Below are 25,351 nucleotides of genomic sequence, written 5' to 3' on the forward strand. Positions count from 1 at the left end.
GGTTGAAAAATGGCGCCCAAAAGCATCTTTTCCAGTCTTGTCCGCGAGGTCGATGGCACATGGTCCACGGCCTATGGCACCTTCAACTTGAAATCCGCCCTGCAGCCCATCTTTCGCCGAACGATGAACGGCGCTCTCGACATCGATTCCTTCGAGGGTCTGGTGCGCCCCCATCGCAACGGCGAACCTGTGACACCGGGTGAATTCTTCTCGCTGGTGGCGCCTGAAGATATAGAGAATATCGACAGTATTCTGCGCACGATCCACATTCTCAATACCGGCAGGCTCAATCGTTCGCGCGCCCGCGTCTTCGTCAACTTCCATCCGGGCCTGTTCCAGACCCCGGCCAAGATGCGTCAGGAAGTGGAGCGCATGCGCCTTACCGCCCACGAGGCCGGCATGACGGCAGACCGCATCGTCTGCGAAATCTCCGAGAAAAAAGTCTCCGATACGCAGATGGTCGCCGACTTCGCCTATCATATGCATGACATCGGTTTTCGCGTGGCGCTGGACGATTATGGCGCGGGCGATTCCGACATTGACCGGGTGAAACTCATCAAGCCGGACTATGTGAAATTCGAGGCAGGCTGGGTGCGTGATTTCATGCAGAATTCGGCAGGCGCCGCCCTTCTGCGCGTCATCGTCAGCCAGTTTCGCGACGATGGGATAGAGCCGGTGTTCGAAGGACTGGAAACCGGCAGGCAGGTGGATATCTGCGAGGACCTCGGCGTCCTGCTGATGCAGGGATACGTGTTGGCAAAACCCGAACTAGCGCCGACGAGTTTCGACGCTCGCTTTCCCGAACTCGGCAGCGGATATTTTTCACCCTCGCCAAGGTCGGACAGAAGTACTGCGACACCGGCATTCCCGCGTGAAGACCGCCTCGCCGAGCCGCATACCCTGCGCCAGACCCGAACCTTCGGAAAACGCGGCCTTTGAGGCCGTTGACAGCGAAATTGTCTCGAAATCGGCTTTGCCACGATATTGCCACAATAAATACTGCGGAACGCCTGAATTCGGTCTCCAAGCCGTCCATTTCGAAGCCTCTTTTATCCTTTGAGAACAGGGACAAGAGGCGATCGCCATGTTTACCAACGACAGGACATCAGTTGAACGGTTAAGGGCGCAGAGAACGCTGTTTTCCCTCTGGATGGCCATTGCCGCCTTTCTTGTCGTCGTCACCATGGCCGCCGGGATCGCAACCTCGGCCAATGCAGCCTCTCAGGCAATCGACACCCTGCAGACATCCTCTATTCCGCAGGTGACGGCAACCGCGCGGGCGGGCGGCCACCTGTTGCTGGTTATCTTCTCCGCCGCAGCCTTCATAAGCCTCGGCATAGGCGGCCTCGCGCTTACCCGGCGAAGCCTGAAGGACGAGGCCCGCCGCCACAAGTAAGCCGCCCTCTCCTCGACTTGCGGCATCGGCGTGTTGCTGCTAAAGCACAGGGGGAGTCGTCAGAACGACGTTTCAAAAATCCCCGAAATGCCAAGGCCGCGACGGAATGATCTTCGGGCCCCTGCTGTGCTGGTGCCATCAATGACGCGTATTCAGGCCAACATGCTGCTTCTGCTCGCCGCGGCGATCTGGGGAGGCGGTTTCGTCGCACAATCGTCCGCCATGGCCTCGATCGGGCCATTCTGGTTCGTCGGTCTGCGCTTCGCCATTGCCGCCATCGCCGTGCTGCCATTCGCCCTGATGGAAAACCGCTCGAAAAAATCGCCGCCACGTCGCAGGGAAATCGGCGGCTTCATCCTTGTGGGCCTCGCCCTGTTCGGCGGCGCGACGACGCAGCAGGTCGGGCTTTTGACTACAACCGTCACCAATTCCAGCTTCCTGACGGGACTTTACGTCATCTTCGTACCCGTGATCGCCGTCGTTCTTTACCGGCGCCATCCCCACTGGATCGTCTGGCCCGGCGCCCTGATGATGCTGGGCGGAATATTCCTGCTCTCGGGCGGCGCATTCGAGGCGCTGACGCAGGGCGATATTCTCAGCATAATCTGCGCCTTCTTCTGGGCAATCCAGATTACGCTCGCAGGTCGTTTCGTTTCCGAAAGCGGACGGCCGCTTGCGCTCTCATGCACTCAGTTTGCGATTTGCTCTCTCTTGAGTTGCATGATCGGCCTTGCGGTAGAACCCATTAGCATGGCGTCCATAGAAGGGTCGCTGGCGGAAATTCTATACGTCGGCCTCGTATCCTCCGGCCTCGCCTTCGTTTTGCAGGTCGTCGCCCAGCGGTATACGACCGCACCGCAGGCTGCGATATTTCTCTCTTCAGAGGCGCTTTTCGGTGCCTTGCTGGCGTCGATTTTCCTGAAGGAAACCATTTCCAACGCCGGTTATATCGGCTGCGTGATTATTTTCGCCGCTATATTGATCGTCGAACTGGTGCCGGAACTGACGCGTAAATGGCAAAAAACCGTCGTTGGAACGGCCTGACGCAGAAAGAACTGATTTTTCTGTTTCGAGGAAAAATCGTACCACCGCATTCAAAATTTTGCCCGGAAACCGAAGGCAACCGGCAATTATTTCATCAATTATCAAATATGCGGAAAAAATGTGCGACTACGCGCAGGAATTCTACCGCAGGTTTTTATCCGACAAAAAGCCCGTGAAAACTTTTGCTTGCCAATTTTCCATAAACGCAGCAATCTACTGCGGTTCGGGCAATTTGCGAGCATGGGAAGGCCTATAAATTTGCGCACTGGGGACGCTATAAACCTCGGGCGGTGGGACGAAAAACGTTGGATGAGAACGCCATTACTTCCCGCTGTGAAGGTCCTTTTTCTCAATAGTCAAGAGCTGCCTGCCAACGCCCTCGCGGGGCAAAACTGTAATGCTGCCTGTAGCTGAACGCGGGCAGAGCGAAAAGGACCTGATGCATGGCCGAAACTGGCACCGTAAAATTCTTCAACACAGACAAAGGCTTCGGCTTCATCAAGCCAGACAATGGTGGCGCTGATATCTTTGTTCACATCTCTGCCGTACAGGCTTCCGGCCTGTCCGGACTTTCAGAAAATCAGAAAGTGAGCTTCGACACGGAACCGGATCGTCGCGGCAAGGGCCCGAAGGCAGTCAATCTGCAGATTGCTGGCTAACCCTAAAACGGCTTTCATTTCTAGTTGAAGCCCGGCAGGAATGCCGGGTTTTTTTATGCCCAATCCGGAGGCGTCAATACGCGCCCGGAAACTCAGATCCCCTTGAGATAGGGGTTGGTGCGCCGCTCCTCGCCAAGCCGCCCGCCGGGGCCATGGCCGCAGATAAATCCGACATCATCACCCAGCGGCAGCAGCTTGTCGCGAATGGACGCCATCAATTGCTCGTGGTTTCCGCCCGGCAGGTCGGTACGCCCCACCGACCCCGCAAACAGCACATCGCCGACATGGGCGAATTGCTGGTCGCGATTATAATAGATGACGTGACCTGGAGCGTGGCCCGGGCAATGGTAGACTTCAAAGACATGATCCCCGAAAGATACCGTGTCGCCCTCATTCAGCCACCTGTCCGGCAAAACGTTCTGAAGGCCGGTTATGCCATATTTCTCGGCCTGGGTCTCGATCCTCTCGAGCAGCGGCCGATCGTCCTCATGCGGGCCGATCACCGGCAGGGAAAGCTTCTCGCGCAGTTCCTTGGCGCCGCCGGCATGGTCGAGATGGCCGTGCGTCAGCCAGATTTCCTTGAGCGCGATGCCGTTTTCGGAAACGACCTGAAGAATGACATCCACATCCCCACCGGGATCGACGACAACGCCTTCCTTCGTATCCTCATCGAAGAGAATGGTGCAGTTCTGCTCGAACGGCGTGACCGGAATAATGCCCGCCTGCAACTTTCCCATATCCCGTGTCTCCCTGTCTGACAAATCCCGCCTCCTATAACCTGCGGCCGGTTCCGGCACAATGGCGGAGGCAAAAGCAACGGTTTCCGGTGACCTTGCCACCCCCAAAAACTATGAGTTAATTCAATTAGATATCGGAAATGTTCCCGCTCGAGACGGGAGGTATCTGTGAAAAATGTGGAACGCCCTGAAGGCTGCGACGTTGTAGGTCCAGTCTTAAAAGGAGTGAGACACATGGACAAGACGCTTAAAATGCTCATGGCTGGCGGCGCTTTCGCCCTGATGGCCGGTTACGCAAACGCCGCCATGGTCGCCACAACAGCATCGGACGTTTCCGTTCGTTCGGGCCCAGGCGAGGATTATCCCGAGCTTGGCCTTGCCACCCGTGGCAGCAACGCGGTTCTCGATGGCTGCATGGACGGCAGCAGCTGGTGCCGAATCGAAGTCAACGGCCTGCGCGGCTGGGCACATGCGGATTATCTAAATGTTATGTATGAGGGCTCTCCCGTCATTCTGGAACAGCGCCGCTCCGATATCAGCGTGCCGGTCGTGACTTACGAGAAGACCTCGAGCGTACAGGCAGAACCCAACCCCGGCGATCCGAACCTTGGCCGCGTCGGAGAAGTCAATCCGCCCGAAACAGTCATCTCCTATATTGACGAGCACCCTGCGGACACTGTCACCTTTGATGGTGAGGTAGCGGTCGGCAGCACCCTGCCCTCCGATACCCGGCTCGTGGAAATCCCTGATTACCAGTATCGCTACGTTCAGGTGAACGACGTGCCTGTTCTGGTGGAGCCATCGACGCGCCGGATTGTCTACGTCTACCAGTAGACGCGAACTCGATACCGGCAGCATGAAACCAATGAAGAGCGCGGGCTTTCCGCGCTCTTTTCTATTTCCGGTAAAGGCCAGTCAGGATTCCAGTTGCACCGGCACCCGCAGCATATTATCCACCGCAACAGAAAATGATCGCGGCATCCTCCCGAGCGGACGCATTTTCGGCTATGTTTACAGAATATTGGCGCATCGACGTATGTCAGCCGCAGAATATGAAGGAACCGCAGTGCCACCGCAATCGCTCAAAACCGCAGCCGCCAGGCAGACACCGGCACTCCCGAAGGTTGACGACGGCAAGATCGACTTCGATACGATAGAGGCGCTGTTCTTCGCGTATCGCGATTTCGTCTCCGATCCAGATGTCATTCTTTCGAAACTGGAATATGGGCGCGCGCATCACCGGGTGGTCTATTTCGTCAGCAGGCAGCCCGGCATGACGGTGGCGGATCTGCTCGACACACTGCAGATCACCAAGCAGAGCCTTGCCCGCGTGCTCAAGCAATTGATCGACGACGGTTATATCCGCCAGATGGCTGGCCCGGAAGACCGCCGCCAGCGCAGGCTCTATCCGACGCTGACAGGGCGCGAACTGGCGCTGGCGCTGAGCGAGCCGCAGTCGCGCCGGATCGACCGTGCGCTGGAAGGGCTTGGACCCGACGCCCGCGCTTGCGTTCGCAAGTTTCTGGCGCAGATGCGCAGCCCGACACCGGGGGAAGGCGACTGACGATGGCCACGGCAACGACAAAACTCCCTCCCGCCGATGACGATGCGGCCCACCTTCTGATCGTCGATGACGACGCCCGCATTCGCAATCTTCTGCAACGTTTCCTCGGCGACAAGGGATACCGCATCTCCGTCGCAGCCGATGCGGCAGAAGCCCGGCGCAAGATGGTAGGCATCCGTTTCGACCTTCTCATTCTCGACGTGATGATGCCGGGGGAAAACGGGCTTTCGCTCACCCGCTCGCTGAATGAGAACAAATCCGTGCCGGTCATTCTCCTGACCGCCCGCTCGGAGGCGGATTCGCGAATTGCTGGGCTGGAAGCCGGCGCGGATGATTATCTCGCCAAGCCTTTCGATCCGCGCGAACTTGTCCTTCGTATCAACAACATCCTGCGACGCAACACTTCGCCGGATACGCCCAAGATCGAACAGATCATGTTCGGCCCCTACAGCTTCTCTATCCCCAGGAAGGAATTGCGGCGCGGCCCTGAAACGATCCGCCTGACGGATCGCGAACAGGAGATCATGCTGCTTTTTGCGCTTCGCGCAGGCGATACCATTCCACGGCACGAGCTGGTCGAGGCGGAATCCGAAGTGGGCGAAAGAACAATCGACGTGCAGATCAACCGCCTTCGCCGCAAGATCGAGGACGACCCTGCCAACCCGGTCTATCTGCAAACGGTGCGTGGCATCGGCTACCGCCTGAGCGTGGATTGAGAAGGACAAACGAAAGGCGGGCGCACAGCCATGGCGAGCCTCGATTTTCTAATCACTGTCAGGAATAGCGGCGTAGCGAAGACCTGGCGCGCATTTACCAGATGGCTTCGCCACTGGCTGCCCACCGGGCTTTATACACGCTCGCTGCTGATCATCATCCTGCCGATGATCCTGCTTCAGGGCGTTGTCGCGGCCGTTTTCATGGAGCGTCACTGGCAGCTGGTTACCGAGCGCCTTTCCTCCGCCGTAACGCGCGATATCGCAGCGATCATCGAGCTTCTGCAAACTGATGAGGAAGAAGACGACTATCAGCGCGTCATCCGCATCGCTCGCGAGAAGCTGGGTCTCAGCATCTACATTGAGCCGAAGGCCGATTTGCCGGCCCCGAGACCAGAACCGTTGTTTTCCATTCTGGATACGATCCTCGCCAATCAGCTGACCCAGCAAATCGGCCGGCCATTCTGGATCGATACTTATGGCAACGGTTCCCTAGTGGAAATACGTGTCCAGCTCGAAGACAAGACGCTCCGCGTCTTTACCAGTCGCAGCGCCGCTTATGCCTCCAACACGCATATCTTCCTTGTCTGGATGGTCGGTGCATCGCTGGTTCTGATCGCCATTTCCATCCTGTTTCTGCGTGGGCAGATCAAGCCTATCGAAGCGCTTGCCAAGGCGGCCGAAAATTTCGGCAGGGGCCAGAAGATCAGCGCCTATTCCCCACGCGGCGCAGACGAGGTGCGGCGGGCGGGACTTGCCTTCATATTGATGCGCGAACGCATCGAGCGGCAGATGGAACAGCGCACTGCCATGCTGAACGGTGTCAGCCACGACCTGCGCACCATCCTCACCCGTTTCAAGCTGCAACTCGCGCTTGCCGGCGACAATCCTGATCTGGAAGGGTTGGACAAGGATGTCGAGGATATGCAGTCGATGCTGGAGGCCTACCTCACCTTTGCCCGCACCGATGTCGAGGAGGATGTCGGCACGCTTGAGCTTCCGGCACTTCTGGAAAAAATCGACTATGATTTCGAGCTGCACGGCAAGAAATTCAGCTACGAGCTTTATAATATCGACCAGATCATCGCGCGCCCGAATGCCCTCTCCCGCCTCGTCGCCAATCTCGCGGAGAATGCCCGGCGCTATGCCAGCAAGCTCCATATCGACATCCGCAAGGCTCCACGCTCCATCATCATGACGTTTGATGATGACGGGCCGGGTATTCCGGAAGCGTCAAGGGAGGATGTCTTCAAGCCGTTCTTCCGGCTGGACGAGGCACGCAACCTCAACGCCTCTGGCACCGGGCTCGGCCTCTCCATCGTCCGAGACATCGCCCGCAGCCATGGCGGTGACGTATCGCTGGACGACAGCCCGATGGGCGGATTGCGGGTAATCGTCAAAATTCCGGCGTAGAGCAGCGGAGAGAAAAATGTGACGCGGCTCGCCCGCTTCCGTCATTCCAGCCTTGAACCGGAATGACGGAGAAAGAGTGTTCAGCCTGCGCAATCTTTGGGTTGCGTGTTGTTGCGCTTTCTCAGCACATTTTCTCGCCGTTCGGCACCGGCCGCTCGACCGCGGCAAGCACGATGTCGCCGTTGCCATCGGCAAACCCCAATGTCAGAACTTCGGAGCGGAACGGGCCAATCTGGCGCGGTGGAAAATTCACCACACCCAGCACCTGCCGGCCGATCAGACTTTCCGGGGTATAGTGCACCGTGATTTGCGCCGAGGATTTCTTGATGCCGATCTCGGGGCCGAAATCGATCTTCACCTTGATCGCCGGCTTGCGTGCTTCCGGAAAAGGCTCTGCCTCAACGATCGTGCCGACACGGATATCGACCTTCTCGAAATCGGCATAGGAAATTTCACTGCTCATGCCCTGCTCCCGCCAGCCTGCTCGTCTTCAACCAGCCAGTTCTTCGGCGCGATTTTTCGCCGCAGCGATCGCCTTGTCAAACAGGGGCTGCATACCGTCTTCGGCCATCAGCACCGAAAGTGCGGCGGCCGTTGTACCGCCCGGCGAGGTCACGTTCTGGCGCAGGCGCGCCGCCTCGTCAGAAGACTGATGCAGGAGTTCGCCCGCACCGGCCACGGTTTCACGCGCCAGCCGCATGGCTATATCCGCCGGCAGACCTGCCTTGCGACCGGCTTCCGCCATGCATTCAACCAGATAGAAGACATAGGCCGGACCGCTTCCCGAAACCGCGGTAACCGCATCGATATCGCTTTCGGTTTCCACCCATTCGACCGGACCGCTGACCTTCAGCAATCCATCAACCACTGCCTTTAGCGCCGGCGTCACCAATTCGTTGGCGTAGGCGCCCGTCACGCCACGGCCAACCATGGCCGGCGTGTTCGGCATGGCCCGCACGGCGGCGATCGAGCCGAAATGCGAAACGAAAGTGCCGATGGTGGTGCCGGCCGCAATCGAAACGACGACGGTCTCGGGTCCGAGCAAGGGCTTGAGGGAGGGTAGCACTGCTTCCATCATCTGCGGTTTTACCGCGACAAACAGAATGCCCGCCTTCACGCCATCAGGCACGCTTTCGCTATGCGTGGCGCCCGCTTCCGCAATTGTCGTGCGCATGGCGTCGGAGGGGCGCGGATCGATGACGATAACCTGCGAACCCGGCACGCCCTTTTTCAGCCAGCCCGAAAGCAAAGCGCCGCCCATATTGCCCGCCCCAACGAGGACGAGAGGACCGGAAGCCCTGTAGACCATTTTCAAGCTTCTCCGACGGTCTCGAACATGACCGCTTCAATTGCACTTTTCGCATCCAGCCCCGACCATACGACGAACTGGAATGCCTGATAATATTGTTCGCATGCCTCAAGCGCGCTGGAAAGCAGCACTTCCACCTGCTGGTTGTTAGGCTCCGCACCGCCAGCCAGAAGCAGCGACTGGCGGAAGATCACAACATCTTCCTGCCGCCACAGATCGAAATGACCCATCAGTACCTGGCCGTTGACCTGAGACAACAGGCGAATGACTTCGTTGACGCGCTGATCGGGCACCTTGATGTCGAAGGCGCACGCCAGATGCAGTGCCTCAAAATCTTCCATCCAGGAAAAGGAAACGTGATAATCGGCCCAGTGGCCCGCCACCGTCATGGCGATCTCGTCTTCGCCGGAACGTTCGAACGACCAGTCGTTCGAGGCGGCGACAATCTCGATCATGTCCACGGGATTGGACTGGCGCTCAATTTCAAATTCTATCAGGCTCATGCGGCACCTTCTCATCCGGTATGGATGTTCTGCTTTGAACGCCGGGCCCAAAACGCACACACAAACCGGATTCAACACTTGAGACGATTGCCCGACACCAACAGAGTTACACATTCACCCTGTGTGGAGCTTACCAGGTTCGTTTCGAATCATCATTTAAAATCAGTGTATAATGGCCGAGTCCTGCTGCCACCCCTCGGGCAGCATTTTTACTTTTTGAACAGTGGATATCTTCTCCCCCATCACCTCAGGCGAGATACATAAGCGACTCTGGCAATTGCGTTTTTTGGAAGTGTCCACAGGCCTCAAAAAATTAACGATGGAGGCAGGTCCGGATCGACAGGGAATAATTTCGGGTTGCATGGCCCGCAAACAAAAAGTCCCGGAATCGCAGGCGATCCGGGACCTCTTGATGAAAAAGCGCGAAAAGAATCAATCCTTGGCAGCAGAAAGCTTTGCTTCCAGAGCCTCGATGCGAGCGCGCAACGCATCGTTTTCATCGCGCGCCTTGATCGCCATCTCGCGCACCGCGTCGAATTCCTCGCGCTTGACCACGTCGAGGCTGTTCAGCCAGCGATCCGCCTGTGCGTGCAAGGCAGCCTCGGCCTCCTTGCGCATTCCCTGCGCAGCGCCCGCCGCATCGGTCATCAGCTTTGCGAATTCATCCAGAAAACGATTGGTGCCTGTCGTGGTCATGGCCCTGTTCCTTCGTCGGTTCAGGGAGCGTTCCGTTCCCTGCTGTTGATGCCTTTCAGGTAGGCACTCGACAGCCGCCTTGCAAGCAAAATCGAAAAATCCACATGGCTTGCAATGGCCTTCGGCATCGCAAAGCGTCCCTTGAAGAATAATCTTGACCGGCGCTGCGGCAATCGCCATTTTCCTCGCGTAAAGAGACCGGAGAGCATCATCGCCCGGCTCCTTGAGGCAATGGGTCATTCTGTTGTCCGCCCAGCAACGATGACGGAATATACGGATTGTTAGCCGCTCCCACCCAACTTGCCATCATGCCATTTCCGAATATCGATCCGGTTGCCCTGTCTCTCGGGCCTCTGGCGATCCATTGGTACGGCATTGCCTATGTCGCCGGCATCATGCTCGGCTGGTTTTATGCCCGCCGCCTTGCGCTTACGCCTCGCCTGTGGCCAAACGATACATCGCCGATCTCGGCGCAGCATCTTGACGACTTCATCCTGTGGGCAGCCGGCGGCATCGTGCTTGGCGGGCGCATCGGCTACATCCTGTTTTACGATCTTGGCGCCGTCGCCGCAAACCCTATAAGAGCACTTGAGATATGGAACGGCGGCATGTCGTTCCATGGCGGCCTGATCGGCACGACCATCGCCATGATCCTCTTCGCCCGCAAGAACGGCATCCCTGTCTGGAGCATGTTCGATATCATCGCAGCCGTCGCACCTGTCGGCCTGCTGTTCGGACGCATCGCCAATTTCATCAATGGCGAATTGTGGGGACGTATCGCCGACGTTCCCTGGGCGGTCGTGTTCCCCACCGGCGGGCCGTTTGCGCGTCACCCCAGCCAGCTTTACGAAGCGGGACTCGAAGGCCTCGTTCTCCTCGTCATTCTGGCGGTCACCATCTACGTTTTCAGGGCGCTCAAGACACCTGGCATCGTAACCGGCATCTTCGTTTGCGGTTACGCGCTGTCGCGCATCTTCGTGGAATTCTTCCGCGAGCCGGACGCCCAGATCGGTTATCTCGCGGGCAACTGGCTGACCATGGGCATGGTACTCTCCACGCCGATGTTCCTTCTTGGCCTCTGGGCCGTCTTGCGTGCGCGGCGCGCGAAAATACGCGCTTAAGCGGAATGGCCTGCCATGACGACACCGCTTGCGCAACGCATCAAATCCCTCATCCGCCTGAACGGCCCGCTCAGCGTCACCGATTTCTTCTCGCTTTGCCTCGCCGATCCTGAACACGGTTATTACCGGAGCCGCGAGCCTTTTGGCAGATCGGGTGATTTCATCACCGCTCCGGAAGTCAGTCAGCTTTTCGGCGAAATGCTCGGCGTTTTCGTGGTTCACGCGTGGCAGCGCCATGGCGCACCCGCAGATATTCGTCTGGTGGAAATCGGCCCCGGCCGCGGCACCATGATGTCTGACATGCTGCGCGTCATCCGCCGCATCGCCCCACCACTTTACGAGACGATGCGGGTGCATCTGGTGGAGACCAGCCCTCGCCTTTGCGCCATCCAGAAAGAGACGCTCGCTGCGCATGCCGAACGGCTGACATGGCATGACAGTTTCGATGCGGTGCCGGAAGGTTTCCTGCTCCTCGTCGCCAACGAGCTTTTCGACGCCATCCCAATCCGGCAATTCGTGAAAACGCCGCAGGGTTTCCGCGAACGGGTGGTCAGTCTTGGTACCGATGGTGAACTGGTCTTCTCGACTGGGCTTGCCGGCATCGACCCGACGCTGCTGCCGCCCGGCCCGGAACGGCAGCCGATAGGCAGCATATTCGAGATCTCACCCGCCCGCGAAGCCGTAATGACCGCAATCTGCCAGCGCCTGTCCGCATATGGCGGCACCGCACTCGCGATCGACTACGGCCATCTGGTCGCCGGATATGGCGACACATTGCAGGCCATGCGCAACCATGCCTTCGACCCGCCGCTTTCTCATCCCGGGCAAGCCGATCTGACCAGCCATGTCGATTTCGAAAGCCTTATCAGGACGGCTGAAGCAAACGGCGTTCATGTCAATGGCGGCATCAGGCAGGGCGACTTTCTTTATGGTCTTGGCCTGAAGGAACGGGCAACCGCCCTTGCCGCAAAAGCTACACCCGACCAGACGCTTGAAATCGCCGAAGCGGTCAACCGTCTCGCTGGCGAAGGGGCTGGCAGGATGGGGGAACTTTTCAAGGTCATCGCCGTTTCAAGTCCCGCGCTCCATCTCATGCCGTTTCGCGCGGTGGATTGACAGTGCAATCACCTCTGGGCCAACATCGGCCCAGAACGAAGCAAGCGAACGCAGACACACTGCACCAGACAAACGCCGCGCAACGCCGCGGCAACAGGAAACATCTCGCTTAACGCATCCCACTGGCCAACAGCGACATTCTCCAAGGAACTCCCGCACCATGCAGAACGAAACGCTGCCGCTCCCCATCCAGAGCCCCCTGCTTGCCGCCTTGAGTGAAAACCGTGTCCGTCACGGTTTCTTCACCCGGCAAGGCGGTGTCTCCGAGGGGCTTTATCAGGGCCTCAATGTCGGCCTCGGTTCGAATGACGAGCCGGAACTGGTGCAGGAAAACCGCCGGCGCGTCACGCAATGGTTCGGCTTGTCTCCGGAACGTCTCGCCACCGTGCATCAGGTCCATTCTCCTGATGTCCTTGTGGTCGATGAAAGCTATGACGGCAGCCGCCCGCAGGCCGATGCGATGGTGACGGCGACACCGGGTTTCGTGCTCGGCGTTCTGAGCGCCGATTGCGGCCCAATCCTTTTTGCTGACGCTGAAGCGGGCGTTGTGGGTGCCGCCCATGCCGGCTGGAAGGGCGCATTGTTCGGCGTGCTCGAAAACACGATCGAGACCATGAGGAAGCTGGGCGCCAGCCGCGAGCGCATCTCCGCCTCCCTCGGCCCCTCCATCAGCCAGGCCAATTATGAGGTCGGGCCTGAGTATATGGCGCGCTTCACCGATTTCGATCCTGCCTATGCGGCCTATTTCACCGCTTCGGACAAAGGCGGCCATGCGCTATTCGACCTCAAGCAATTTACGGTGGACCGGCTGGTCAATGCGGGCGTGAGAGCGGAAAACCTCGGCCTCTGCACCTATCCCGATGAAGAACGCTTCTATTCCTACCGCCGCACGACCCACCGTGCCGAGCCCGACTACGGGCGGCAGATTTCCGCAATCGCAATTCTGGAGGACTAAATGGCCCTGCACTTCGAGCTCTCGGAATTCGATGCCCGCCGCGAACGGCTGATTGCGAAGATGGCGGAAGAGAAGCTGGACGCCATTCTGCTTTTCGCCCAGGAAAGCATGTACTGGCTTACCGGCTATGACACCTTCGGCTACTGCTTCTTCCAGACGCTGGTGGTCAAGTCGGACGGCTCCATGATGCTTCTGACCCGTTCGGCGGATATGCGGCAGGCCCGGAATACTTCGACGATCGAAAATATTCTCGTCTGGGTAGACCGGCCCAATGCCGACCCGACGCTCGATCTTAAGAACCTCCTCAGCGATCTCGATCTCCTTGGCGCCAAGATCGGCGTGGAATACGACACCCACGGCATGACCGGGCGCGTCGCCCGCTTGCTGGACAACCAGCTTGCCAGCTTCTGCCAGATGATCGACGCCTCCTATCTGGTCAGCAGCTTGCGGCTCATCAAGAGCCCAGCCGAGATCGCCTATGCGAGGAAGGCAGGCAGACTTGCGGATGAGGCTCTGGACGCTGCAATGGAGCTCATCAAGCCCGGTGCGGACGAAGCCGCGATCCTCTCGGCAATGCAGGGAGCGGTTCTGGCCGGCGGCGGTGACTATCCCGCCAATGAATTTATCATCGGCTCCGGCGCGGACGCGCTGCTGTGCCGTTACAAGGCCGGGCGCCGCAGGCTCGATGACAAGGATCAGCTGACGTTGGAATGGGCGGGTGTCAGCGCCCATTACCACGCCGCCATGATGCGCACGGTGGTGATCGGCGAACAGGACTTCCGCCAGAAGGAGCTTTACAGCGCCTGCCTGCAAAACCTCACCGACATCGAGGAAGTGCTGCGGCCCGGCAAGACCTTCGGCGATGTCTTCGACGTGCACGCCCGCGTCATGGACGAGCGTGGACTGACCCGCCATCGCCTGAACTCCTGCGGTTATTCGCTGGGCGCGCGTTTCTCACCGTCATGGATGGAGCATCAGATGTTCCATGCCGGCAACTCTCAGGAAATCGCCAGCGACATGACCCTGTTCGTGCACATGATCGTGATGGATTCTGATTCCGGCACCGCCATGACCCTCGGCCAGACCTACCTCACCACGGAAGGCGCGCCGGAACCGCTCTCGCGCCATAGCCTCGATCTTCTCACAGCTTAAATCTGCACCGGGTTTGACAGAGCGGGAAAACCGGCCCTACATTGCCGCCACCTTGGGCAAGAAGGAGCGGAACATGAGAGGAAACGTCGCATGAGCCGGACGGGGTTTACCCGCCCTTTCCAGACGTTTGTCGTTTCGGTCCTCGTCATTCCGGCGCTGGCGTTGACCCTGTCGGCCTGCAACACCACGGAGGCGCTGACGCCGCAGGTGAATGTCGGCCACAATAGCTCGCAATCGACACCGGTGACGCAGGGCGATCTCGACCAGATGGCTGCCGCCGCCGACCGCGCGCCCGCAGGCGCACCGGCAACCGCCTCTTCCGTGCCCGCTTATGCACCGCAGAACTCCCTGCAGGCGCAGGCACAGGCGCTTTCCAACGGCAATGAGTACGGCGAACCTCTTGGTCAGACCCAGTCTACCGGACAATCTGCAGGCCACTCACCCGCCAGCACCCAGCCGCCGCCTCCACAGCAGACGGCCGCACTTGCCCCCGCCGCTTCCGGCAATACCATCCGCTTCCTGCCGATCATCGGCGCGCCCGTTCAGGCCGTCACGCCGCTTTCGCGGCAACTGGGCGCCGAGGCGCGGGCAAAGGGGCTGACAATCCGCGCCTCCAACGACAATTCGGCAGAGAACATCCTCAAGGGATATTTCTCCGCCTTCGCCGATGGCAGCAAGGTCAACATCATCTACGTCTGGGACGTTCTGGATGCCAATGGTGTCAGGCTCCATCGCCTGCAGGGGCAGGAAACGGTGGCAGCCAAGGGCAGCGATCCCTGGGCCGCCGCGACCGACAGGGTCATGCAGGATATCGCCGCAAAAACGCTCAACGAGTATTCGTCATGGAAGCAGTCTCAAAGGGGATGAGATGAAACGGCGGGAGAAGTCACAGAGATTTCATGAAAATCATTGCGAAAGCACGGAGTCCTCTTGCAATCGGAAGCAACAACGCTATTAAGGCGCGCATGGCAACAAGGCGTATCCGGCAAAGGCTTTTCAGCCGGATGTTCCTCCCCTTGAACGACGCTTGGTTACGGCAGACACTTTCCCGTGGCGCAAGGCGATTGCATGGAAACAGGCGGGCGCAATGAAGGTTTTCGCAGGCAATTCGAACCGGCACCTTGCCGAAGCGATCTGCAAGTATCTCAACGTTCCCTTGGGAAATGCCACCGTAAAGCGGTTTGCTGACCAGGAAATTTTCGTAGAAATCAGTGAAAACGTACGCGGGGAGGACGTTTTTCTCGTCCAGTCCACTTCGTTTCCGGCAAACGATCATCTGATGGAACTGCTCATCATGATCGATGCCATGCGCCGCTCCTCGGCAAAACGCATCACGGCAGTACTTCCCTATTTCGGTTACGCCCGCCAGGATCGCAAAGCCGGCCCCCGCACACCGATTTCCGCCAAGCTCGTCGCCAACCTGATCACCGAAGCAGGCGCCGACCGCGTTCTGACGCTCGATCTTCACGCCGGCCAGATCCAGGGCTTTTTCGATATTCCGACCGACAACCTCTTCGCAGCGCCCATTCTGGCCCGCGATATCAAGGACCACTACGACACCAACAACGTCATGGTCGTTTCGCCTGACGTTGGCGGTGTGGTGCGCGCCCGTGCCCTGTCGAAGCGTCTGGACTGTCTGCTGGCCATCGTCGACAAACGCCGTGACCGTCCGGGTGAATCCGAAGTCATGAACGTCATCGGCGACGTATCCGGCAAGGACTGCATCCTGATCGACGATATCATCGATTCCGGCGGCACGCTCTGCAATGCTGCCGAAGCGCTGTTGAAAAAGGGCGCAACCAGCGTCACCGCCTATATCACGCACGGCGTGCTTTCCGGCGGCGCCGTTGCCCGCGTGGCCTCATCGAAGCTGCGCGAACTCGTCATCACCGACAGCATCCAGCCGACCACCAGCGTCCAGTCCGCGCACAATATCCGCGTGATCAGCACTGCGGGCCTTCTGGGCGAAGCGATCAACCGCACCGCGCAGGAACAGTCGGTTTCCGGCCTGTTCGACTGAAGCAGTCTTTTCTCTCGTACATCTGCAAAATCACTGCATCCGCATACTGTCACCCCGGATTTAGTCCGGGGTCCAGTGCGATCAAGTCTTTGATCCGTAAGATCCTTTCTTACGGCGCGTCCGCTCTGTTGCTGGATGTGGTTAAAGATTGGCATGATGAGAAGAGAGCTTATCAATTTTGCCAGCTATCTCAGCATCCGCACAGATCGCAGCACTCCATCTGCACCACTCAGGAAGATGCCGTGCCCGCATCCGGCGGTCGTTGCAGCCGTGTGGCGGCGGCCTTGATTTTCGGCCACCAGCGCCGAGCGCGGGTGCGAACAGCATGGCTGCCATTGCGCCAAAGGCTGATGGCATCGGCCGTAACGGCATCGCCGGTAAATAGATGACGATGACGGGCAATTGCCAGCGCCCGGTAAAGGAACAGCGTCGTCAGTGCGGAAAACAGCACGGACATCACCACATCGCTGAGAAAATGCCCGCCAGCCGCAATACGCAGACCGGACATGAGGATGATGGCGCCGGCGGCAGTGCTGCCCATGAAAAGACGCCCGCCCCATTGCAGGCGGTTCCAGACAAGCGCGCAGAGCGGCAGGAAAAAGCTCGCTATGAGCGCCGTTTCCCCGGAGGAAAACGAACAGTTTGAATAACATTGCGTGCTGAACTGGAAAGGCGGCGTAAAAAGCTGATGTCCACCGAAATCGCTGACGCTGAACGGGCGGGCGCGGCCGATATTGGCCTTCAGCACCCCGTTTACCAGAAGCCCGGCGCAGAGCACCACAGGCCCGCAGAGAAAGGCCCAGACGCGCCAGCCGGTGCGCTGCATCGCGCCCAGCCTGATGTTGCCGACCAGAACGATGGAGGCCAGAAGTGCGGCCAGTTCCGTTAACTCCCGCAACGTATCGCGAAACCATTCCGGAACCGGCAGGCTTCCAGCCCACAGGCGCGCTTCGGGCGAGAAAAACAGGGAAGAAAACTCGAGGTCGATGGACGGGAAGGTCGCGAACAGGATGACGAGCGCCAATGTGGCGAACGTAACCCAGATCGTGATCCGCATATGCGAAAGATCATTGTCCATCGGCAACCCTCGGGATGCATTGTGGCGGCAGACGCCAGAGACCGATTTCCTTGCCCTCGAACGAGCCCGGCCCGGCAACCCAGGTCGACAGCGGCGCCTGGCCATCGAGACAGCCCGGCAGGCTGTCCGCCCTCGCAAGATAGACGGGATTTGTCGCCTCTCCGGCTTTCAGCGGGTAAAGAAGCGCGTAGTGGCTGGAAGGAACGCCGGTTTCAGGCAGAGCGCGCGGCATGAGCAGCTTTTCGTCCCGCAGCTGATAAAAAAGCTCGGCCAGAATGGAGCGATCTGCAGCGACGATTGCATCCGCCCCCGCCTCTCGCGCCCTTGAAAGGCCGGTCGACACAAGCTCCGAGCTGCCGAGATAGCGCTTCATCGCCAGGTCGCCATTCGGCAAGCGCAATTCCGTTCCGGCGATCGTCATCAACGGCAGTGCGATGGCAACGATGCCGCCGAGCACAAGGGTGGAGACGGTAAGCCAGCGCCGGGATGCCAGGACAGGCACCGCCAGAAGCACGCCCGCGGCATAAGCCCCCACCGCCCAGTTGGCGAGCGCCCGCGACATCAGCCCCTGTGCCGTGATCAGAAGCACGATCGGTATCGAAAGGGCAACAAGCGCCCGGGTTTCAGCGGTTTTCGCCCTGAACGTCGCGACGATCATGCCGATGAAGACGAACGGCCCGACAACACCCGCCTGCGAGAAGAAGAACTCGAGCGCCGGACCGATTTTCAGCTTAACGCCATGCCAGTTGGCATTGTCCGCCGTGTGGCGCGCGGTCATGAAATCATGTGCGGCATTCCACCACAGATTGGGAGCGACGACGGCGGCGCAGACAACTACAGCAATACCGGCGTCACGCCAACGGATGCGCCAGCCCACGCACAGCCAGCCGGCAGCGATGAAGCAGGGCAGAAAATAGATCATCGCATATTTAGACATCAGCCCGAGGCCGAAGCTTAGACCAAGCGCAATGCTCCAGAGCATCGCGGACACACCGGCAGCGCGTGCTTCCGCAAGCTTGCGCACGCAGATCATCGACAGCACGATGAACAGCATCATCGGCGTATCGGTCGAGATCAGCAGACTGCCGAGCGTCACGGCGGGCAGCGTCAGATAGATGACTGCAGCCAGCGAGGCGAGCTTCGCATCATAGATCATGCGCCCGAGCGCAAGGATCGCCGCGGCCACTATGCCATGGATGACCGGCGCGGCGAGCCGCACGTCGAAGGTGCTCTCGCCGCCGCTCAGAGTGGTGGCGGCGCGAATGATCCAGCCGATCAGCGGTGGCTTGGAATAGGCGCCGAACGCCATCTCCCGGCCCCACAGCCAATATTGCGCCTCATCAACGAAAAGATCGGTGCGGTTGAAAGCAAGCCCGACGACGCGCAGCACGGTGACGAGCACGATTGCCGCAAGCGCAAACGTCATCCATTGGCGCTGTTCATTCGCCTGCGCGTAAGGCAGAGCTGCGGCCTCATGCATGCTGGCGGCGTTCTGCATGGATCAACCAGAGATTTCGGGCATAAATGAACAGGCCGGAGGCCTGTCCCAGAATGAAAACCGGATCGCGACGCCAGATCGCGTATAATAGCAGCACAAGGCCGCCGACGATGGAGAAATACCAGAAGGCTACCGGAATGACCGAGCGGTTCGCCCGTTCCGACGAAATCCATTGAACCAGAAAACGCATGGTGAACAGCATCTGGCCCATAAAGCCGGTGCAGACCCAGAGAAATTCCTTCCAGCTGTTCACATGCAGCATGGACCATAAGGCCGGTGCGTTCACGGCGATGTCTCCGTTTTGAAGGTTTCGGCCCAACTTGCCCGCTTGCGCCGCCGCAACAGCCAGGCAACGCCGATCAGGTCGTGGATGCCGACAAGCGCGCGGCCGATATTGGTGTAATGGGAATTGCCATGCAGGCGCGCCCGGTGCGTGACGTCGACATGGGCAACCTGCCAGCCGTCGCGATTGAAGAGCGCCGGAAAATAGCGGTGGTGGTGATCGAAATAGGGCAAGGCGAGATAGGCGTCGCGACGGAAAGCCTTGAGGCCGCAGCCGGTATCCCGCGTGCCGTCCTTCAATATCCGCGCCCGCAAGCCATTGGCGAAGCGGGAGGAAAGACGTTTTGCAAGCGTATCGCGCCGGCCGACGCGCTGCCCGGCCACAAGCGCAAGCCGGCTCGGCGCGTTCGAGGCAAGAAGCGGCGCAAGAAGCGCCGGCAGATTGTCCGGCGGGTTCTGCCCGTCTCCGTCAAGCATACAGACAACCGGCGCGCGCGCTGCCTGCACACCGCTGTGGATCGCAGCCGATTGCCCGCCCTGCCGGTCATGCCGCACCAGCCGCAGCATCGGATAACGCCCGGCAAGCGAAAGCGCCACATCCGCCGTGCGATCGGAAGATGCGTCGTCCACCACGATAATCTCGAACGGACCGACCGGCTGGCAGGCAGCAACGATCTCAGCGACAAGCGTTTCAACGCTCGCTTCCTCATTGTGCATGGGTACGATAACCGCGAAATCCGGGATCGATCTCAAAGGGGCTCCGTCATATCCAGCCGCGGGTGTTCCGCAAACATCGTCGATAGTGGCAAGAGCAGGAGCGCGAAAAGCTTGCATGAATATGAACAGCCGTTGAACTTCGCACGGTATGCGCCCGTTCCATTGCAGTTTTATTACGGAGAATGGCCGGCCAGGGCCTTGGATTTTTTCACGGTATGCGGGAAATAATCATACAATTCACCGCCAAGCTTAACGCGACCGTAAACAATTGTTGCGACGGTACCGCAACGTTCTTTTGGGGGGAGGAAACAGGATGCCGGGTGCAAATCCGACTGCTGTCAAAGCTAAATCATTGTCAATCAAGGCCAAATTCGCAGCGCTCGTCACGGGCGCGACGCTGGTTTCGTGCCTGGCCGTTGGGCTGCTGTCATACGAAATGGGCAAGTCCGGCCTGATCGACGCCAGCAAGATCAGGCTCGAGACGGTTGCGGGAAACCAGTCCAAACAGCTTGATGCCTATACGCTGCGCGTCGAACAAAGCATTTCCGAGCTGTCGCAGAACGCTGCGATCGCTCAGGCGCTGGAAACCATGACCACGGTCGTACCGACGGAAAAGGATGCGATCATTCAGGCATTCCGCCGCGAGGGCGTATCCGAGGAGGAGCGCGCCTCCTTCAACGGTGAAGGTTTGCGGCTGCTCTATGCCATTCGCCACGCCACGATCAACGCGGCCATTGCCAGCGTCTGGCGCAACACCCGGGTCAGCGACATCTACGTCATCGACAAGGCAGGCCTCATTATCTATTCCGTGACCAAGGGCAAGAACTTCCTGACCAATGTGACGGAACCGCAAAACAGCACGATCAAGGAATTGTTCGACCGCATCGAGGCCGGCAAGGACGGTGTCATCAGCACAACTGGGTTCAACGATGACAGCACCAATGACTCGGCCCTGATCGGCATGCCGCTTGCGGTCTCGAACTGGGGCCAGTTGCAGCGCAAGGGCGCCGTCATCATGCGCATTTCCGCAGACCGTATCGGTGCGGTGGTAACACCTGAGGAAACCGGCAAGTCCATCGACGACGCCGTTCTTCTGAGCGCTGAAGGCAAACTTCGCGCGGGCGTGCTCTCCGGTGGGGCTGGAGTCGCCGTTTCCGAAAGTCTCGCGGCACTTACAGGTGCCAGCGAAGCCGGAACGGTCATGGCGAAGACCCCTGCGGGCAGCATCTTCTACGCCTATCGTCCGGTCTCCGTTTTCGGACAGAAGCATCTTCTGGCCATCGGCCAGCAGGAGAGCAAGGTGCTGGCAGCGGCCAATGATCTCGCCTTCTGGGCAACGCTTGCAACACTTGCGGTGCTTGCCGTCATGACACTCATCGGCATTTTCGTTTCCGCCAGCCTGACCAAGCCGCTGACCGGCCTTGCCGGGTTGATGGAACGTCTGAACGGTGGTGACCATAATATTGAGATCAAGGCCGTTTCCCGTGGCGACGAAATCGGCACCATGGCGCGCGCACTGGAATCCTTCCGCCAGGGCATTCTCGACAAGCAGCGCATGGAAACCGAGTCCCATCGCAAAAGCGAGGAACTGGACGAGGAACGCGCCCAGCGTGAGATGGAAAAGGCAAGAAGTGCGAAGGAGCTGGAAGAAGCAGTCGATGCGCTTGCGACCGGCCTTGCCAATCTTGCTGCGGGCAGGCTCGATCTTCGCATTGAAAAACCTTTCGTGCCGTCGCTCGACCATCTGCGCGTCGATTTCAACAACTCCATAGCGGGGCTGGATACGACGATCTCAAGCATCGGCGAAAGCGCCAATGCCATCCGCTCCGGCTCCGGCGAGCTGAAAAGCGCATCGGAAGATCTGTCGCGGCGCACGGAACGCCAGGCGGCCGCCCTAGAGGAAGCAGCCGCCGCACTTGGAGACATGACGCAGGCCGTCAACGTTTCCCTCTCCCGCTGCGACGTCGCAGTCGGAACGACGGCGGAAACCATGCAGGATGCCCATAAATCCACCGCTGTCGTCAAAGAAGCAATCGTCGCCATGGAGCGTATAGAGACGTCGTCGTCCAAGATCCGCCAGATCATCGACGTCATCGACCAGATCGCCTTCCAGACCAATCTCCTGGCGCTGAACGCCGGGGTTGAGGCTGCCCGCGCCGGTGAGGCCGGAAAGGGCTTTGCGGTTGTGGCACAGGAAGTGCGGGAACTCGCGCAGAAATCGGCGGCTGCCGCACGGGATATCACGACGCTCATCGCCACCTCTGCGGGCGATGTGGAAAGCGGCGTGGCACTGGTGCTGAAAACCGGGGAAAGCCTCGAGCAGATCCAGAAACGCATCCAGTCGGTCAACGAACAGATCGGTGAAATCGCCACAGCTTCGCGCGAACAATCCGGCCGCCTCGGCGAAATCAACGCCTCCGTCAACGAACTTGACCATGTGACGCAGCAGAACGCGGCGATGGTGGAGGAAACGACGGCTGCGGCCTTCTCGCTCGCAAGCGAAGCTGATGGCCTGACCGAACAGGTGGGCCAGTTCTCCGTAGGTGCCACCCGAAACCGCGACCAGCGTTACGCGGCATAGTCCGCAGCAAAAAAAGGCCGGAGGCAAAACCTCCGGCCTTTTATTTTGCTGAACTTCATCCGGGTTCCCAGGGACCGAAGCCCCTGGGAACTCGCCGGCGGCCGGAAATCAGGATGATCCGTCGCCGGCTTCCGGGGAGGAACTCAGAAGAAGCCAACCTTGTTCGGGCTGTAGGATACGAGCAGGTTCTTGGTCTGCTGGTAGTGATCGAGCATCATCTTGTGGGTCTCGCGACCAATGCCCGACTGCTTGTAACCACCAAAGGCGGCACCGGCCGGATAGACGTGGTAGCAATTGGTCCACACGCGGCCCGCTTCGATGCCACGACCAGCGCGATAGGCGATATTGGTATCGCGGCTCCAGACGCCAGCGCCAAGACCGTAAACCGTGTCATTGGCGATTTCGAGCGCTTCTTCCACCGTCTTGAAGGTGGTGACCGAAACGACAGGACCGAAGATTTCCTCCTGGAAAACCCGCATCTTGTTGTTGCCTTCGAAGACCGTCGGCTGAATGTAATAACCGTCCTTAAGATCGCCCGTGAGCGTCTTGCGGTCACCGCCGGTCAGAACCTTTGCGCCTTCCTTCTTGCCGATATCCAGATAGCGCATGATCTTGTCGAACTGTTCCTGCGAGGCCTGCGCACCCAGCATGGTCGACGGATTGAGCGGGTCGTCCTGGCTGATGGCCTGAACGCGCTTGATCGCCTTTTCCATAAAGCGGTCGTAGATCGATTCATGCACCAGCGCACGCGACGGGCATGTGCAGACTTCGCCCTGGTTGAGCGCGAAGAAGGCGAAACCTTCAAGCGCTTTGTCAAGGAAAGCGTCGTCTTCATTCATCACATCGGCAAAGAAGATGTTCGGCGACTTGCCGCCCAGTTCCAGCGTGATGTTTGTGACATTGTCGGCCGCATAACGCATGATTTCCTTGCCGACCGGGGTGGAGCCGGTGAAGGCGATCTTGGCGATGCGCTTGCTCTGCGCCAGCGGCTTGCCCGCTTCAACACCAGTGCCGTTGACGATGTTGAGCACGCCCGGCGGCAGCAGGTCTTCGATAAGCTCCATCACCACCAGAATAGAAGCAGGCGTCTGTTCCGCCGGCTTCAGTACCACGCAGTTGCCGGCGGCGAGTGCCGGTGCAAGTTTCCATGCGGCCATAAGGATCGGGAAGTTCCACGGAATAATCTGGCCGACGACGCCGAGAGGCTCATGGAAATGATAAGCGACAGTGTCATTGTCGATTTCGCCGATCGTGCCTTCCTGCGCGCGGATGCAGCCCGCGAAATAGCGGAAATGGTCGATCGTCAGCGGAATATCCGCATTGGTGGTCTCGCGTAGCGGCTTGCCGTTATCCCAGGTTTCGGCCCGTGCGATGAGATCCAGATTGTCCTCGATGCGCTGGGCGATCTTGAGCAGGATGTTGGAACGTTCGGTAACGCTCGTCTTGCCCCACTTCTCCCGCGCCTGGTGGGCGGCATCCAGTGCGAGTTCGATATCGGCCGCATCGGAGCGCGGAACCTCACAAATCTTGTGACCCGTTACCGGCGACAGATTGTCCATGTAGCGGCCGGATTTCGGCTCCACCCATTTGCCGCCGATGAAATTTCCGTATTTCAGCTTGAAGGGCGCTTCGCCAGCTTTGTGCTGAACCTGAATATTCATGATTTCATCCTCCCTGATGAAAACGATCCGCGACGGACCGCATGACAGGAAGGTGGGCCTAGATGATCGTGGCGGGTAGTGGCACCGCGCGGTTCCGCAGCGCACATTGTCTCACATCTGCGACAAACCCGCTCCGATCCCGCTGAATTGAGCGGGTATGGTCTCGGGTAGCCTCAATGCACGTCGAATTTCTTCATCTTGCGATGAAGCGTGGCGCGGCTGATGCCGAGCAGGGACGCGGCCTGCGTGACATTGCCATTGGTGCGCGACAGAACCCGGCGCAAAGCCGAACGTTCCGCCTCCTCAAGATCGGAACCGCCGTCGTGACGCTGTTCCTGCAAGACATCGGCGGCGGGCAGCCCCTGCGCAATGCGATGGTCATCGAGCTTCAGCGCAAGCCGCGCCGCGCGCGTCGCCCCAAGCACGAGATCGTCCTGATCGACGGCAAGCAATGAAAGTGCCGGACTGAAACCCGTAGGCACCACGACGATGCGCGCGCCGGGAAAGGCCCGGCGGAAGAGATTGCCCTCGATACGCTGGGCCGCATCCCGCACCGCCTGCGTGACGAAAGAAAACGTCATTTCGTTGATATCGTCGCGGCACGTGGAAATATCGAGAGCGCCCGTCACCCGGCCGGTATGGTCGCGTATCGGGGCCGTGGTGCAGCAGAGTTCCGTGTTCGATGTGAAGAAGTGCTGATCGCGATAGACCACCACCGAACGCTCGTCGGCAAGTGCCGTTCCAATACCGTTGGTTCCGACGCTCGCTTCGCTCCAGACGGCGCCGGACCAGAGACCGAGCGCCCGGAAATCACGATCGTCGCCGGCAGCACCCCGGCGCTCCAGCGCGACGCCCTGGGCGTCTGTCAAAAGCAGGCAGCAGCCGGATTTGCCGACACTATGAAAAATACGGTCGAGTTCATCCGTGCTTTCGGCAATCAGGCCCGCCGCACTTTCGCGTGCGCGGCGGAATTCGACATCGGTGAGAAAGATCGGCTTGCGGTTTTCCTCCGGCGCAAGACGGTGCGTGACCATGCAACGGCGCCATGAGGCGATAATCGGAGAACTTGCGGCTGCGGAACGTTGGCGCGCTGTTTCATACACGCGGTCCGCATGGGCGATGTCTGTCGGCATTCG

At 59.3% G+C, this 25,351-nt stretch carries 26 protein-coding genes; 15 read left to right on the top strand and 11 right to left on the bottom strand.

The window, feature by feature from the left end; translation table 11 throughout:
* The first annotated feature begins 9 nt into the window (after positions 1 to 9).
* The 4 genes from ACQZ6D_RS06030 (at position 10) to ACQZ6D_RS06045 (ending at position 3,099) form a co-directional block, all read left to right on the top strand.
* On the top strand, positions 10 to 939 hold the full coding sequence (locus tag ACQZ6D_RS06030; RefSeq protein WP_035198647.1) for an EAL domain-containing protein: 930 nt from the start codon (positions 10 to 12) through the stop codon (positions 937 to 939).
* A 145-nt stretch (positions 940 to 1,084) separates the two neighbouring features.
* Complete coding sequence (locus ACQZ6D_RS06035; protein ID WP_083211489.1) at positions 1,085 to 1,396, top strand: hypothetical protein; 312 nt, start codon at positions 1,085 to 1,087, stop codon at positions 1,394 to 1,396.
* 141 nt (positions 1,397 to 1,537) lie between these two features.
* Positions 1,538 to 2,440: a DMT family transporter gene (locus ACQZ6D_RS06040; RefSeq protein ID WP_448729735.1), complete on the top strand. Its 903-nt coding sequence runs from the start codon at positions 1,538 to 1,540 to the stop codon at positions 2,438 to 2,440.
* Between the two features lie 443 nt (positions 2,441 to 2,883).
* Entirely contained in the window at positions 2,884 to 3,099 is a 216-nt protein-coding gene (locus ACQZ6D_RS06045) for a cold-shock protein (RefSeq protein WP_003494703.1), read from the top strand.
* A 92-nt stretch (positions 3,100 to 3,191) separates the two neighbouring features.
* Here the strand turns inward: ACQZ6D_RS06045 and ACQZ6D_RS06050 are convergent, their stop codons facing one another.
* Entirely contained in the window at positions 3,192 to 3,836 is a 645-nt protein-coding gene (locus tag ACQZ6D_RS06050; protein WP_448729736.1) for an MBL fold metallo-hydrolase, read from the bottom strand.
* A gap of 234 nt (positions 3,837 to 4,070) precedes the next feature.
* Here ACQZ6D_RS06050 and ACQZ6D_RS06055 point away from each other — a divergent pair, with 234 nt between their 5' ends.
* The 4 genes from ACQZ6D_RS06055 to ACQZ6D_RS06070 all read left to right on the top strand — a co-directional run bounded on the left by ACQZ6D_RS06055 (position 4,071) and on the right by ACQZ6D_RS06070 (position 7,526).
* Complete coding sequence (locus ACQZ6D_RS06055; protein ID WP_003513439.1) at positions 4,071 to 4,670, top strand: DUF1236 domain-containing protein; 600 nt, start codon at positions 4,071 to 4,073, stop codon at positions 4,668 to 4,670.
* Between the two features lie 202 nt (positions 4,671 to 4,872).
* Positions 4,873 to 5,400, top strand: a complete 528-nt coding sequence (locus ACQZ6D_RS06060) for a MarR family winged helix-turn-helix transcriptional regulator (RefSeq protein WP_003513440.1) — start codon at positions 4,873 to 4,875, stop codon at positions 5,398 to 5,400.
* Between the two features lie 2 nt (positions 5,401 to 5,402).
* Positions 5,403 to 6,116, top strand: coding sequence for a response regulator (locus ACQZ6D_RS06065; protein ID WP_019565223.1), 714 nt, complete (start codon positions 5,403 to 5,405; stop codon positions 6,114 to 6,116).
* Between the two features lie 30 nt (positions 6,117 to 6,146).
* The gene (locus tag ACQZ6D_RS06070; RefSeq protein WP_003513442.1) at positions 6,147 to 7,526 is read left to right on the top strand and encodes an ATP-binding protein; all 1,380 of its coding nucleotides are present in this window, start codon (positions 6,147 to 6,149) and stop codon (positions 7,524 to 7,526) included.
* A 121-nt stretch (positions 7,527 to 7,647) separates the two neighbouring features.
* On the opposite strand, the gene ACQZ6D_RS06075 is transcribed toward ACQZ6D_RS06070, so the two are convergent.
* The 4 genes from ACQZ6D_RS06075 to ACQZ6D_RS06090 form a co-directional block, all read right to left on the bottom strand.
* Entirely contained in the window at positions 7,648 to 7,989 is a 342-nt protein-coding gene (locus tag ACQZ6D_RS06075; RefSeq protein WP_003513443.1) for a tRNA-binding protein, read from the bottom strand.
* Positions 7,990 to 8,016: 27 nt separating this feature from the next.
* Positions 8,017 to 8,835, bottom strand: coding sequence for a pyrroline-5-carboxylate reductase (gene proC, locus ACQZ6D_RS06080; protein WP_306625902.1), 819 nt, complete (start codon positions 8,833 to 8,835; stop codon positions 8,017 to 8,019).
* 2 nt (positions 8,836 to 8,837) lie between these two features.
* Complete coding sequence (locus tag ACQZ6D_RS06085; RefSeq protein ID WP_006311131.1) at positions 8,838 to 9,338, bottom strand: type III secretion system chaperone family protein; 501 nt, start codon at positions 9,336 to 9,338, stop codon at positions 8,838 to 8,840.
* Positions 9,339 to 9,770: 432 nt separating this feature from the next.
* Positions 9,771 to 10,034, bottom strand: a complete 264-nt coding sequence (locus tag ACQZ6D_RS06090) for an accessory factor UbiK family protein (protein WP_013636582.1) — start codon at positions 10,032 to 10,034, stop codon at positions 9,771 to 9,773.
* 308 nt (positions 10,035 to 10,342) lie between these two features.
* Here ACQZ6D_RS06090 and lgt point away from each other — a divergent pair, with 308 nt between their 5' ends.
* From lgt to ACQZ6D_RS06120, 6 genes are all read left to right on the top strand, one after another.
* Positions 10,343 to 11,155 (top strand): prolipoprotein diacylglyceryl transferase, encoded by an 813-nt coding sequence (gene lgt, locus ACQZ6D_RS06095; protein ID WP_029658791.1) that lies wholly within the window; start codon positions 10,343 to 10,345, stop codon positions 11,153 to 11,155.
* A gap of 15 nt (positions 11,156 to 11,170) precedes the next feature.
* A complete protein-coding gene (locus ACQZ6D_RS06100) occupies positions 11,171 to 12,271 on the top strand; it encodes a class I SAM-dependent methyltransferase (RefSeq protein ID WP_019565221.1) in 1,101 nt (366 codons plus the stop codon).
* Between the two features lie 160 nt (positions 12,272 to 12,431).
* Positions 12,432 to 13,226, top strand: a complete 795-nt coding sequence (pgeF, locus tag ACQZ6D_RS06105) for a peptidoglycan editing factor PgeF (protein WP_003513461.1) — start codon at positions 12,432 to 12,434, stop codon at positions 13,224 to 13,226.
* Positions 13,227 to 14,378, top strand: coding sequence for a M24 family metallopeptidase (locus tag ACQZ6D_RS06110; protein ID WP_065702315.1), 1,152 nt, complete (start codon positions 13,227 to 13,229; stop codon positions 14,376 to 14,378).
* Positions 14,379 to 14,468: 90 nt separating this feature from the next.
* Positions 14,469 to 15,245: a hypothetical protein gene (locus ACQZ6D_RS06115; protein WP_038491763.1), complete on the top strand. Its 777-nt coding sequence runs from the start codon at positions 14,469 to 14,471 to the stop codon at positions 15,243 to 15,245.
* Positions 15,246 to 15,465: 220 nt separating this feature from the next.
* On the top strand, positions 15,466 to 16,398 hold the full coding sequence (locus ACQZ6D_RS06120; protein ID WP_003513466.1) for a ribose-phosphate pyrophosphokinase: 933 nt from the start codon (positions 15,466 to 15,468) through the stop codon (positions 16,396 to 16,398).
* A gap of 229 nt (positions 16,399 to 16,627) precedes the next feature.
* Here ACQZ6D_RS06120 and ACQZ6D_RS06125 read toward each other — a convergent pair whose 3' ends face one another.
* From ACQZ6D_RS06125 to ACQZ6D_RS06140, 4 genes are read right to left on the bottom strand one after another with little or no spacing between them, the layout of a single operon-like run.
* On the bottom strand, positions 16,628 to 17,476 hold the full coding sequence (locus tag ACQZ6D_RS06125) for a phosphatase PAP2 family protein (protein ID WP_065702314.1): 849 nt from the start codon (positions 17,474 to 17,476) through the stop codon (positions 16,628 to 16,630).
* On the bottom strand, positions 17,466 to 18,974 hold the full coding sequence (locus ACQZ6D_RS06130; protein ID WP_065702313.1) for an ArnT family glycosyltransferase: 1,509 nt from the start codon (positions 18,972 to 18,974) through the stop codon (positions 17,466 to 17,468). Before ACQZ6D_RS06130 ends, ACQZ6D_RS06125 begins: the two co-directional genes overlap by 11 nt.
* Positions 18,949 to 19,236 carry a lipid-A-disaccharide synthase N-terminal domain-containing protein gene (locus ACQZ6D_RS06135; protein ID WP_019565216.1) on the bottom strand — a complete coding sequence of 96 codons (288 nt, stop codon included), beginning with the start codon at positions 19,234 to 19,236 and terminating at the stop codon, positions 18,949 to 18,951. Before ACQZ6D_RS06135 ends, ACQZ6D_RS06130 begins: the two co-directional genes overlap by 26 nt.
* Positions 19,237 to 19,256: 20 nt before the next feature.
* The gene (locus ACQZ6D_RS06140) at positions 19,257 to 20,096 is read right to left on the bottom strand and encodes a glycosyltransferase family 2 protein (protein WP_035251843.1); all 840 of its coding nucleotides are present in this window, start codon (positions 20,094 to 20,096) and stop codon (positions 19,257 to 19,259) included.
* A 190-nt stretch (positions 20,097 to 20,286) separates the two neighbouring features.
* On the opposite strand from ACQZ6D_RS06140, the gene ACQZ6D_RS06145 reads away from it, so the two are divergent.
* Positions 20,287 to 22,554, top strand: a complete 2,268-nt coding sequence (locus ACQZ6D_RS06145) for a methyl-accepting chemotaxis protein (protein WP_065702312.1) — start codon at positions 20,287 to 20,289, stop codon at positions 22,552 to 22,554.
* A 143-nt stretch (positions 22,555 to 22,697) separates the two neighbouring features.
* Here ACQZ6D_RS06145 and adh read toward each other — a convergent pair whose 3' ends face one another.
* Both adh and ACQZ6D_RS06155 read right to left on the bottom strand, forming a co-directional pair.
* On the bottom strand, positions 22,698 to 24,215 hold the full coding sequence (gene adh / locus ACQZ6D_RS06150; protein WP_003513477.1) for an aldehyde dehydrogenase: 1,518 nt from the start codon (positions 24,213 to 24,215) through the stop codon (positions 22,698 to 22,700).
* Positions 24,216 to 24,388: 173 nt separating this feature from the next.
* The gene (locus ACQZ6D_RS06155; protein WP_013636592.1) at positions 24,389 to 25,348 is read right to left on the bottom strand and encodes a helix-turn-helix domain-containing protein; all 960 of its coding nucleotides are present in this window, start codon (positions 25,346 to 25,348) and stop codon (positions 24,389 to 24,391) included.
* Between the last annotated feature and the right edge of the window lie 3 nt (positions 25,349 to 25,351).

It is taken from the genome of Agrobacterium sp. 22-3639C2 (assembly GCF_053522105.1).